Below are 12,431 nucleotides of genomic sequence, written 5' to 3'. Positions count from 1 at the left end.
GAGGACTTTATATGGAAAGCTTAGATAATAAGGTTTATGGCTTTAGTGTAGAAGATGCATTAAGATATAGAGAAAGAACATCACTTACTGATAGAGTATTAACTTATAAAAGAGAAAATGGACTTCATAAGGAATTTTGGATTAAATATGAAAGTGATGGTTTACTTTATAATATAAATAAAGTTTCTGTAAAGCATAATGAAATCATAGATGTTATAATTGAAAATTCTCTTTATGAAAAAAGAATAAAAGTATCTATAAATATTCCAAGGCAGTTAAGGCGTCAATATAATTTTAAGGAAACATTAATTATATACACAGGTTATGATGTTAGAGAATTTTCCTTTTACGTTCAATGCGAAGGGGCAAGAATAGAAAAAAATATTATAAAGCTTACTGATGTATTAAAGTATAGAAAAAGTGAAAGTACACTTTTAAGCATAGTAAATAACATGAATGACATTGATGATATATTAGATATTACAAGAAAAGCTCCTTATATTATAGATATGGATATCTCAATAGATACTTATTTAAAGATTGTAAAAAACTGTAAGGAAATTTCAAAAAATGATATAAAGCTTTCTTTATTTTGTGAAGAACTTATAAAAAATAAAGCAATTGTAACTAATGATATTGTTGAGTGTGTAAAAAACATGTATACAAAAGGTTTAGTTACTAAAAACACTTTAGGAGCTATAAAATATTTAAGTATTACTTGCTCAAATGATAGAGAATTAAGCTTTATATTACTTGGAATAAAAGCAAAACTTAATTTTATTGATGATGATTTTGCAAAAGAGTTTGTAAAATTATATAAAGAGGCACCAAATGTCAAAGCTTTAGATAAAATATTAAATTTAATATTATATTCAGAAAGAGTTAAATACAATAAAGAGCTTATAAAAATAATATTTGGATTTCATAAAAGAAATAATGATGTAAAATCACTATTAACTGTATGTAGATGGCTTACTAAAAATAAAGTTTCGTTAGAGCTTTATGGAATAAGTCTTAAAGATAGAAATCTTTTAGTTAAAGCTTATAGGAAAGATATTATAGATTGGAAAGAGCTTTTATTATATTGTGATGGATATTACAATAAGAGCATTTATATAAGAGATGCTTTAACTAAGCTTTTTGAAGAGAAGATTTTAAGAGGTAAAGAAAAAGATAAAAGATTTATATATTCAAAGTATAATCACGTAGTAAAAGATTTAAGTAAATATAGTAAAGTTATATACAAAGATTATATTGATTTTATTTTAAGTCTTCAAAATAGAACTGATACATTTAAAACTTTAACTCTTGAAAATTATTTAAATAACTTTAGAGATTCGTTATCTAGAGAAGAAAAAAATAATATAGTAGAAAAAATAATAACTTTTTATATAGAAGAAGGCAATAGAGAAAAATATATAAAGGTTATAAAAGAAAATAAGGAAATTTTAAATTCTATAATATATAGAAATATAAAAAATATTAATTTTATAGAAGAAATTTTATTTAGTGATTTAACTAAAGAAATACTGTTTACAAATGAATTATTAAAAGATTTTTCAACATGTATTATAAAAAACAAAAGGTTTGAATTGTTATTTTATATTTTAGAAGAATATAAAAATATAGAAAATTATGATGAAAACTTATTTAAAATATTTAAAAGCTTTATATTTAATTTTAATGGAATAAATGAAGCAGTATACGAAAAAACAATATTCCCAATATACTATAAGTTATCTCTTGAAGAAAAGGAGAAGTTTTATAAACTTTTATTAAATAGAGAGGATTTACCTTATTATTTTAGGGAAGAAAATTATAAAATATTTAAAATAAGTAAAGATAAAAAATTTATAATTGATAGTTTCTTAAAAGGAAATAATGAAAGTGTATTTTCTAAAAATTTAACTCTTAAAGAGTATTTTAATGAAGATGATATTTTTTTAAAAGCATTAAAAAAGGGTAATGAAGATGACATTACAATAAAAATTGTTTTAGAAAAAATATGTAGTAAGTTTAAAGAAGATAAGACGTATGTAGTAAGTTTATGTTCTAATATAAAAAATAAAAATACAAAAATTAAAGATATAGAAATTTTTGCAAAGGATTATTTGAAATTTAAAAACGATAAATTTAATAAATATATATTTGAGGAATTTAAAGTAACAAATAAAATTTCAGGAGAAGTTTGTAATAAAGTAGAACTTACTAATATATTTACTTTAAAAACAGAAAGTGGATATATATTTAAAGAGGAAAGTATAAAAAATTTAATAAAGAAATATTTAAAAAGAAACTATATATCCTTTAAGGAAATTGAAGGTGAAGTTATAGTAATTGATGAAAAGCCTAGTAAAGCTATTAATGATAATAATATAAATTTATTTTTGAAAAATATGATAAAAGTTATATCACTGCAACAAGGACTTATGAATAATGGATGTATTATTTTAGACTTTGGAAGTGACAGCTTTATTTATTTTAAAGAAGATATATTTTTAGATAACCTTCAAAATATATCAATATTTAAATACAATATAGAAAATAAAAACAATAAAGAGCTTAGAATAGAAAGTAAAGATAGTAGAACATTTGGTACACAAAATAATGAAGTAGTTAATATAAAATTTAATGATAAAGAATTCAATATAAAAAATAATATAACCTTCAATAATATAGAAAAAAGCTCAGTTAATAGTTTAAAATATTTTATAAATAAAAGTATTAAAGCTTTAAGTTTAGATGATAAAAATAAAGAACAACTAATTAAAAATAATATTATAAAAAATATAATTTATAATGATAAAATTAAAACTTATATAGACCTTAAAAATTCCATTAATGAAATATTAAAGGGAGAAGATGAAGGCTTTAAAGAATATAAATACAATAAGTATTTAGATGATTTTCAAATACTTCAAGATAGTTTTAAAGAAAAGGTATTAGAACTTATATTAAAGAGATGTGATATAAGAAAAAAAGCTAAGAGTATAGCTATATATTCTTCTGTTTATGAGAAGGCTCGTGAAGCACATTTTAAGTATTTACTTAATTGCTTCAATAATCACTTTTTTGATTTAGAGGATAATGATTTTAAAGAAATATACAATAAAATAATAAGTATAATAAAAGAAGATAAAAATATAGCCTATGAGTACCAAAATGAAATTACTGAAGTATTTTTAAATGCACCAAAGAGATGTAATTATAGTGGATATGATGTGCTTTTTGAAGTGAAAAAATTTCCAGATATGTTTGATGTAGATTATATTAGAGATAAAATTATAAGTTAAATATAAAATAAACGTAGGTATAATATATACCTACGTTTATTTTGCAAACAATATTAAATTTGTTTAACAAACTTAGTCTCTATCATATGAGCAAGGATTGCATGGGTTGTCATGATCTTGTTTATGACATTGTTGGTTTCTTGGAGTTGGAATAGTTAAAACTGATAGCTTTTCTTCAGCTAAAGCATATATAGTTTTCTTTATTAATAATGAAGATTCTATATTAGCTTTGAATTTCAATTGATTATCAGGTTTTCCAGGTTTATTAGTATCAACGTCTTCAGCAGCAATTTCTTGATCAGTATTATCTTCAAGACTAGGAGCTCTATTAAATAAATCAGTTGTAGGCTCTATGCAGTCTATAGAAAGACAAGATTCAAAAATTTCCCTAATTATTACACCAGAATTTGATTTAGGAATACATAATTTACCGAAGAAGTTATAATTGTTTGGTAATCCTAATGTTTGATGTAATCCAGTAACAGTAGAAGTAGGAACATATTCAGCAGTAAATGGTAGGCAACCAACTCTACCAGTTACAATAATTTTTAATCCTAAAATTCTAAATGGGATGTTTTGCTCTATAACTTTACATTGTTTTCCTTCTTTTATACGATTATTTTCATAACAACAAGAAGTATTAGTAGTGTTAAATACAAAATTATTTGAAATAAATTGACCAGGAAAAGTTGATGGAATACTTGATCCAGGAACAGCTTGGGGTGTTACTGTTTTAGAACATATAGAAACTTTGCCCTCTGGATTAAGAGAACCAGTATTAGTTATTAATGCTCCTATATGATCATATTTAACACAAATTTTATCAATACAAACTTTATCTCCTTCATTATAATTTGTATTTGGAGGTGGTGTGCTTATAATTTTAAATGTTTGTTCTGATATTGCAAAATTAGGGTTTTCTAATTTTATGCAATCAAATATTCTGTTTGTAAGAACTGGCACTGCCTTAACATTATTTAAATCTGGCACTACTTTAGGTAATCCAGAACAACATTCAGGTTTACAATTTGGTTTAAATGGAGCACAGTCAGTACAGCATTTTATTTCATCACAATGATGATGGTCTTCATGATGATGACAATGATCTTCATGGTGGCAATTATCTTCATGATTACAATTATCATCAGTATGAGGTTTTTCTTCATAGCAATTTAAGTCATTTTCGAAGTATGACATATTATCTTCAGGATATTTACAATCGGACATAAAAAGTTCCTCCTTAAATAAAATAATTTTATAAATTAAATTCCTTACTTTTATATTATGGAGATAGCTTAAATTGTTTACGAATAAATTTAATTTTAAAGAAAAATATTGACGAATAAGTAAAAATAAACGTAGGCATAAAGCCTACGCATATTATAATTGTTTATTTATGAGGTTTCATTAATCCAGAATTATTACAGCAATGCTCTCTAGGAGTATCAATAGCTAATACTGATAAATTTTCTTGAATTAAAGCATATAAAGATTTTATTATTAAAATTGATGATTCTACAGTTGCATTAAAAGTAAAGTCGCCTTGTGTTTCTTGTAATTGATTTGTTGGTTCTATACATTCTATAGATAAACATTCTTTAAAGTTTTCTCTTAAAGGTATTCCAGAATTTAAATGAGGTAAGCATATTCTACCAAAGAAATTAAATTCAGAAGGTAATCCTAAAACTGTAGTTAATAGTCCGCTTTGAGGAGCAGATTCAGCAGTAAATGGTATGCAACCAGCTCTACCAGTTACAGTTATAACTAAATCACTAATATAGAAATTAAGTCCTCTTTCTAATACTCTACAATTAGTTCCGTTTTTATTATTATGATGATTATGACAGCTATGACAACAAGGAATATTTCCAGTTGTAATAGAAAAATCATTTGCTATAGTTGTACCATTTATTGTTGTTGGATTAATAGCTGTTGCTATAGCTGTTTCTGAGCATATTGTAATGTCACCGTCTAAGGTATTATCACCAGTAACTATAGCCCCTATTGCATCATAACTAAATGATACTCTATCAACACATACATCAGTACCAGCTGCATATGCGCCATTTTGTGGTGGTTGAGAATTTATAGTAAATTCTAAATTTTCAAGAAGTCCAGGGAAAGGAATTTCTAATTTCATACAATCAAATATTTTATCAGCTAATATTGGTACACTAAAAACTGAACTTAAATCTGGTGTAACCTTTGGTAATCCAGAACAACAATTTGATTTGCAATTTGGTTTAAATGGGTTGCAAGTTGTAGCTTGGCAACATCTTTCAGGTCTATCAAAACAATTTTCTTTTTCCTCATGATTTAATCTATCATTACAGTTTAATCTATCATTATGGTTTAATCTATCTTCAAAATAAGAATCTTTATCTTTACAATATCTATAATCGGACATAATTTGAAATCCTCCTTAAAATTTTATCAGTTGTCTATCAATTTTTTATATTTTATTGAAGTGTTAAAACTATTTTTTGTAAATTTGATTTACCTACTTATATACTATGAAAATTGTCTTATATGTTTACAGAAATTTTTATAAAGTATATTAAATTATTTAAAGGAGATTAAAATTAGTTGTAATTCATAAGAATAACCAAAATAGAATATATATTTCATAAAAATAACTTTTAGGAGTGAGCATATGTCTTTTGTAAGGGAATATGGAACAATTTTAAAAAAGTCAGATGGAAGTATATATTCAATAAATTATAGTAATGGAAGTTTTAGTGTTTATGATGATGAAAAAAATATTTGTAATGAGAAAATTACAAATGAAGATTTAAGCTTTGTTGATGTATGGTTTGATATAGATAATAAAGATAATATTTATGGAATTATAAATAATAAAGAAGGTAAAATTTTATATTTTAATGAACTTAACAATATTAAATCAAAAGTATCTTTTTATAATTATGATAAATATAAAACTTTAATAAAATTTCCTTATATAAAAAATATAAATGATGAAAGTCATATTATTTATTATTCAATGGATGCTTATGATGGGAATTTTTTTAGATTGATACATTATAACAAGGTTGGAGATAAAATAGTAAAACAAGAAATAGATAAAGTTGAATGTATTATTTTAAGTAATTTTTGTGTTGATTTTACTAAGGATATGATGTATGTATTTTATTTTAAAATTGTAGACCAATTAGAAGAAATTTTTGTGTCTTGTTATGATTTAAAAAGTAAAGTGTGGGGAAATCCAATTCAACTTACAAGTACAAATAAACAAAAGGTGTATTTATCTTTAGCAAAAGATAATGAGAATAATTTTTTTGTAACATATTCTGAAAATAATGATAGCAAATATTATTGTATGTGCTTAAAGGTTAATATTTTTGAAGGAAAAATAGTTAATAAAAATATTAAGGTTGTTAATGAGTGTGTTGAGTGTACTTTTCCTCAAGTAATTAGGGAAGGGGATAGCTTATATATTCAATGGGTTGAATATGGAAAGTTAATTGAATGTTTTTCAAAGGATTCTGGAGAAAGCTTTAGTAAAGGAATTATTTATAGTAAATCAATTGATAGTGATTTTATTAGATGTAACTATGGATCAAATAATTTGGAAGATAAAGATTTAAGCTTAACAACTGTATTTTTAGAGTACTGATAAATGAAGGTTTAATTATAAATATAAAATAAAGTATAGTAAATTTTTGTTAATTTTTATAATTAATACTTATAATAAAACTGTAATAACTTAAAATAGAAGTATAAGTATATAAAGGGGAGTGAGTTTTTTGAAGATATTTATAGATACTGCAAATGTAGAGGAAATAAGAGAAGCTAGTAAGCTTGGAATTTTATCTGGAGTAACTACAAATCCATCTTTAATAGCAAAAGAAGGAAGAGATATTAAAGATGTTGTAGAAGAAATTTGTAGCATTGTAGATGGTCCTATAAGTGCTGAAGTTATGAGCCTTAATGGTGATGAAATGGTAAAAGAAGCTAGAGAACTTTCAAAAATTCACAAAAACATAGTAATTAAAATTCCTATGTGTGAAGAAGGTCTTAAAGCTGTTTCAATTCTTTCAAAAGAAGGAATTAAAACAAATGTAACTTTAATATTTTCACCACTTCAAGCATTACTTGCAGCAAGAGCTGGAGCTAGTTTTGTAAGTCCATTCATTGGAAGGCTTGATGATATAGGAAATCCAGGAATTGAAATTGTAAGGCAAATATCAGAAATGTTTGCACTTCATGGAATAGAAACAGAAATTATAGCAGCTAGTATAAGAAATCCAATGCATGTTTTGGATTCAGCTATGGCAGGTGCAGATATAGCAACAATACCTTATAAGATTATAGTAAGTATGACAAAGCATCCTTTAACTGATGCTGGAATTGAAAAATTTATAAAAGATTATGAAAAAGCTAATAAATAAGGCTAAAAAAATAAAATTATAACTTTATTTTTATATGAAAAATCAATTAGTAATTATGTATAATTAAAGTAATTTATAAACAATTATAGGATTATAAAGGAAAAAGAAGAAAGAGGGGAGCTTTTAGAGAAATTTAAAGCTAACCTCTTTTTTAATATTTATTTTCGTTTGATAATTATTATTAAAAATTATATTATAAAATAGAAAGTGTAAGGTTTTATTTTAAATCAATTTTTAAAGTAGCATTAATTATGGTTTTAAAATTATTTAAATATATAGTATAAAAATTGGGAGCGAAAGCTATGAAAAAATTAAAAATAAATAAAAATGAGAAGGAGATAGAAGTAACTCTTATAAGAAAAAATGTTAAAAATATAAATTTAAGAGTTAAAGATTCAGGAGAGATAACTGTAACAGCCAATAATAAAGTTGATGAAGAATATATTATAGATTTTCTTAAAAGGAAGATGGATTGGATTTTAAAACATATAGATGAGTTTGAGGAAAGAAAAAAACTTAAAGTAAAAAAAGAAAAGTTACTTAAAGATAATAATATAATATATTTAGGAAACATATATAAAATTAAGGGTGTTAAAAGTAATAAGGAATATGTAAAGTTAGGGAAAGATGAAATTTATGTATTCTTAAAAGATAAGGATAATTTACATAAAATAAATTTAGCATTAAATAGATGGTATAAGGATAAAATTAATGAGATATTTTTAAAAGTTTATAGGGAAACGTTTAAAAAATTTAAGAGATATAATATAAAGCATGTTGAAATAAAATCAAGAAAAATGAAAAGAAGATGGGGTTCTTGTAATCCAAATGATAGAATAATTACTTTAAATAGTGAACTTATTACAAGAAATATTGAATGTATTGAGTTTGTTATGGCACATGAGCTTGCACATTTAGTTCATGCAAACCATAGTAAAGATTTTTATGAAGTTTTAGAAGATGTTATGCCAGATTGGAAAAATAGAAAAGAAGCTTTAGGAAGTATATAAAGTATAAAAAAGCTTTAGGAAACATATAAGGTATTATTTTAAAATAATATAAATAAGTGAAACTTAAATTTAATATGTAGTTTAATTAAATATATTTATTAAGAAAACTAACCAGTAGAATTTAAATTTCTGCTGGTTTTATTATTTAATGAACTTATTTATTATGAAAGTTTGTATAAGATAAGAAAAATATACTTAAATAAAAATATATTTGTAAAAATTTTTAAGGTAAACTAAAAGAGTTTATTTAAAGTATTTATTTTATTATAGAGCTTTTATATTAGTTTATTTTTATATTTTACAATATATTTAGTTAATAATTTGAAAAACAACTAAAATTGGTGATATAATCCTAATGAAAAGGATTAAATTAACTAGGGGAGAGAATATTTTGAAAAATAAGGACAGAGTCGAAAGGTGTTTGGAAGATTTAACTTCAAGATTAATAGATAGAGAAGATTTTTTGGGCATAGAAACAACAGAAATTGCAGAGAAGCTAAATTTAAAAAGAAATTCTGTTAGTCACTATTTAAACGTTTTAGTAGATGAAGGGAAAGTTATAAAAAGAAAAAGTAGACCTGTTTATTTTATTCATAAAGGTGTTATGGATAAGTATAAAGAGGAAAAGGATATAATCGAAGGCAAAAAGGAAAAATCTTATTATACTTATAAAGATGTTATAGAAGAAGAAATTTTAAAATTAAAAAGTTTTTTAATTGAATATGACAAAAGAAATATAACTATAGATTATTTAAAAAAAGAAGTAAGATTATGTGTAAATAAAATACTTAGCATTATAGTTTACAAGGATTTTGATTTTAATGATGAAATTTTGAAAAATAATTATAATGAAAGTGTAAAAGTTGCTCTTGATAAAAGTAGTAAGTTATATGGATTTAAGTATTATAAAAATGCAGTTAATGCAGTAAGTAAAATATTATTATTTTTTAATAAGTACACTGAAATTGATGAATTTTTTGATGACTATAATAAAACAAGAATAAGAGAAATAAAAAATAAAATTTTCTGGAAAGAAAATATAATTTCAGATTACATAATAAAAGAATTATCAAGTTTAATAAATTATAAAAATAGTTTTATTATAGATTTCTTTTTTACAATTTACATATTTACAATAACAGATAATAAAGATTTAAAAACAAATATTATACTTATGGCACATGGGGAGTCTACTGCTAGAAGTCTATCAAGTGTTGTAAATAAATATTTTGGAGAATTTTTAATAACTCCTTTTGATTTTTCATTAGATACTAAAAGAGAAGATAAAATTAAGACTATAAAAGGATATTTAAATTCAGTTTGTACTTTTGGAGATAATATTATATTAGTTGATATGGAAGAATTGCTTGAAATTAGTGATGAAATTGAAAGCATAGTAAAGGGACATACATTAATTATAAAAAATATAACTACTGATTTTATTATAAATATATCTAAGAAAGTTAATGAAGGTTCTGATTTAAATTCTATTATTCAAATACTTGAAGAAGAAAATAATTTTAAATATAAGCTTGTTAAGGGTAAAAAGAAAGAAAGAGCAATTCTTACAACTTGTGTATCTGGTATTGGAACTTCTGTAAAAATAAAAGAACTTTTATCAAGATGTATTGATGATAAAGAAATAAATATAATACCTTATGAGTATGGAAGACTTGCTAATAAAGGCTTAGATGATGAAATTTTTAATGATTATGATGTTAAGCTTATAATAAGTACAACAGATTTGAAAATTGAAGGAATTGAATGTATTTTATTAAATGATTTAATGAAAATTAAAAGTTATGAAAAGATAAATAAGGCTCTTATTGAAAATATAGATAAAGATAAAGTTCAAATAATAAGAAAAGATTTAGCAAAACATTTTTCATTTGAAAATATAATAAGTAAATTAACTATTTTAAATCCACAAAAAACAATAAATGAAGTTGAAACTATTGTTACATCTATGGAAAAGAAGTTAAAGAAAAACTTTACTCCAGAACTTAGAATGCTTCTTTATATTCATATGAGTATAATGATTGAAAGACTTATGATTAATAAGGGAATAGATTGCAAGGAAGATGAATTAAAGGATTATATTAAAAATAACAAAAGAATAATAAAAATTATAGAAGATAGCTTCTATGAAATAGGAAAAGAATATAATTTGGTCATAACAACAAAAGAAGTTCAAATTATACAAGAAATAATTGAGGGACGTATAGGGAAATTATAAATTAATTTAAAAAAAGACATGTATATCCTCCATTTAGGTTAGATATGCATGTTTTTTTGTTTATAAATTAATAGGTATTATTTTAAAGAAAAGAGAAGAATTTGTAGTAATATTTAATATTTTTACAAATTAACAAAATATTATTTAACAATAGGTTTTATTTGGTTCACAGAAAAATAATTACTGATTAATTATTATGATACAAATTATTGATAAAATTTTTTTATAAAATAAAAATATTAGAAATGGGGAAAAAGAATGAAAAAATTTCAAATAAATGATTTATTAAAACAAATAATTATTATAAATAGAAACATTAATCCAGATGATAAGGAAAAATTAATAAAACAAATAAAATATAAAGAAGTTACAAGTCTTCAAGGAGTTAAAATAATAGAAGGAATATTAAATTATGGTGTTATTTTAAGTGAAGAACAGATAGAATCACTTCCTTATGTAGATTGTAAGAGGTTAAACACTGCATTATATTTAATAATTAAATGTTATAAAATTATGGATATAGAAAGCTTAAATGAAGCTTTAGATTCAATGCTTACAATTAATATTGATGAAATAACTGGTGGATTTTATGAGAGAGATACAATTGCAGATGTATCAGCGGTAAACGATATTATTGATGGATATGTTTTAGCTTCTAAGCCTTTAGAAGATGATGGTTATAACATAGGAAATGATGAAATAAGTATAGATAAAATAAAAATCAATTATGGAAATAAAGAGATGATAAGAGAATTTAATCGTGAATTATTTAGTTAATTATAAAACTAAAGGAGTGATAAAAATGAAAAATATAATAAGACTATTATTAGGTTCAGCTTTTATTTGTACATTAGCGATTTCTCTTGTAGGGTGTAACAATAATTCTATATCAAAAAACATTGATGCAGCAAAGGACTTTATAAATAATAAAGAATATAACAAGGCAGAAAGTGCACTTGAAAATGTAATTGACCAAGATAGCTCAAATAGAGAAGCAAAACAATTAATGGATATAGTAAGTAATTATGAAGGTGCATTAGCTCATTATAATGCTGGTGAATATAAAGATGCTGTAAAAGAATTAAATGAGATTCCAGTAGAATATAAAGATTATAAAATTAAAGATGATATAGATAATTTAAAACATGAATTAGCTTTTCAAATTGATAAAACTAAAGATGTAAATGGATATATAAAAAAGGCAAAGGATTTAATTGCAAAAAATAAATATGATGAAGCAGAAGAAGTTATTGAAATGATAGATGTAAATTCACCAAATAAAGCTCAAAGAGATGAAATCAATAATCTTATGACAGAAATAAGTAAACATGATGATTAATTTAAGTAAGATTTTAAAAATAAAACTTAAATAAACAAATTAGTAAAGTAAGTAAAAGATTTAAACTATATAATATTAAATTTTAAATTAAGAAGTTTTATACTTAAAATATTAAAGGAAATTAGAAGAATTTAAAGAGAGCTA

The 12,431-nt window shown here is 23.0% G+C and carries 9 protein-coding genes; 7 read left to right on the top strand and 2 right to left on the bottom strand.

Features of this window, described 5'->3' with window-relative positions:
- The first annotated feature begins 11 nt into the window (after positions 1-11).
- Positions 12-3,293 (top strand): hypothetical protein, encoded by a 3,282-nt coding sequence (locus AC4FQW_RS07975; RefSeq protein WP_491148362.1) that lies wholly within the window; start codon positions 12-14, stop codon positions 3,291-3,293.
- 72 nt (positions 3,294-3,365) lie between these two features.
- Here the strand turns inward: AC4FQW_RS07975 and AC4FQW_RS07970 are convergent, their stop codons facing one another.
- Positions 3,366-4,520, bottom strand: a complete 1,155-nt coding sequence (locus AC4FQW_RS07970) for a hypothetical protein (protein WP_491148360.1) — start codon at positions 4,518-4,520, stop codon at positions 3,366-3,368.
- Positions 4,521-4,683: 163 nt separating this feature from the next.
- Positions 4,684-5,700, bottom strand: coding sequence for a hypothetical protein (locus AC4FQW_RS07965; protein ID WP_491148358.1), 1,017 nt, complete (start codon positions 5,698-5,700; stop codon positions 4,684-4,686).
- Between the two features lie 246 nt (positions 5,701-5,946).
- On the opposite strand from AC4FQW_RS07965, the gene AC4FQW_RS07960 reads away from it, so the two are divergent.
- The 6 genes from AC4FQW_RS07960 (at position 5,947) to AC4FQW_RS07935 (ending at position 12,287) form a co-directional block, all read left to right on the top strand.
- Complete coding sequence (locus AC4FQW_RS07960) at positions 5,947-6,927, top strand: hypothetical protein (RefSeq protein WP_491148356.1); 981 nt, start codon at positions 5,947-5,949, stop codon at positions 6,925-6,927.
- 130 nt (positions 6,928-7,057) lie between these two features.
- The gene (gene fsa / locus AC4FQW_RS07955) at positions 7,058-7,702 is read left to right on the top strand and encodes a fructose-6-phosphate aldolase (protein ID WP_303130144.1); all 645 of its coding nucleotides are present in this window, start codon (positions 7,058-7,060) and stop codon (positions 7,700-7,702) included.
- A gap of 302 nt (positions 7,703-8,004) precedes the next feature.
- Complete coding sequence (locus tag AC4FQW_RS07950) at positions 8,005-8,712, top strand: M48 family metallopeptidase (RefSeq protein WP_491148354.1); 708 nt, start codon at positions 8,005-8,007, stop codon at positions 8,710-8,712.
- Between the two features lie 391 nt (positions 8,713-9,103).
- Positions 9,104-10,948 (top strand): PRD domain-containing protein, encoded by a 1,845-nt coding sequence (locus AC4FQW_RS07945; RefSeq protein ID WP_491148353.1) that lies wholly within the window; start codon positions 9,104-9,106, stop codon positions 10,946-10,948.
- 258 nt (positions 10,949-11,206) lie between these two features.
- On the top strand, positions 11,207-11,725 hold the full coding sequence (locus AC4FQW_RS07940; RefSeq protein WP_491148352.1) for a hypothetical protein: 519 nt from the start codon (positions 11,207-11,209) through the stop codon (positions 11,723-11,725).
- 25 nt (positions 11,726-11,750) lie between these two features.
- Positions 11,751-12,287, top strand: coding sequence for a tetratricopeptide repeat protein (locus AC4FQW_RS07935; protein WP_303130139.1), 537 nt, complete (start codon positions 11,751-11,753; stop codon positions 12,285-12,287).
- Positions 12,288-12,431: the final 144 nt, after the last annotated feature.

The organism is Clostridium sp. TJA085 (assembly GCF_058310235.1).
Note: the sequence above shows the minus strand (reverse complement) of the source record. Positions and strands in the feature narration are given on the sequence as shown.

Excerpts from the sequence above, each read along its gene's own strand:
- AC4FQW_RS07935 (WP_303130139.1), top strand. The coding sequence starts at position 11,751 with ATGAAAAATATAATAAGACTATTATTAGGTTCAGCTTTTATTTGTACA.
- AC4FQW_RS07950 (WP_491148354.1), top strand. The coding sequence starts at position 8,005 with ATGAAAAAATTAAAAATAAATAAAAATGAGAAGGAGATAGAAGTAACT.
- AC4FQW_RS07940 (WP_491148352.1), top strand. The coding sequence starts at position 11,207 with ATGAAAAAATTTCAAATAAATGATTTATTAAAACAAATAATTATTATA.
- AC4FQW_RS07960 (WP_491148356.1), top strand. The coding sequence starts at position 5,947 with ATGTCTTTTGTAAGGGAATATGGAACAATTTTAAAAAAGTCAGATGGA.
- AC4FQW_RS07970 (WP_491148360.1), bottom strand. The coding sequence starts at position 4,520 with ATGTCCGATTGTAAATATCCTGAAGATAATATGTCATACTTCGAAAAT.
- AC4FQW_RS07965 (WP_491148358.1), bottom strand. The coding sequence starts at position 5,700 with ATGTCCGATTATAGATATTGTAAAGATAAAGATTCTTATTTTGAAGAT.
- AC4FQW_RS07975 (WP_491148362.1), top strand. The coding sequence starts at position 12 with ATGGAAAGCTTAGATAATAAGGTTTATGGCTTTAGTGTAGAAGATGCA.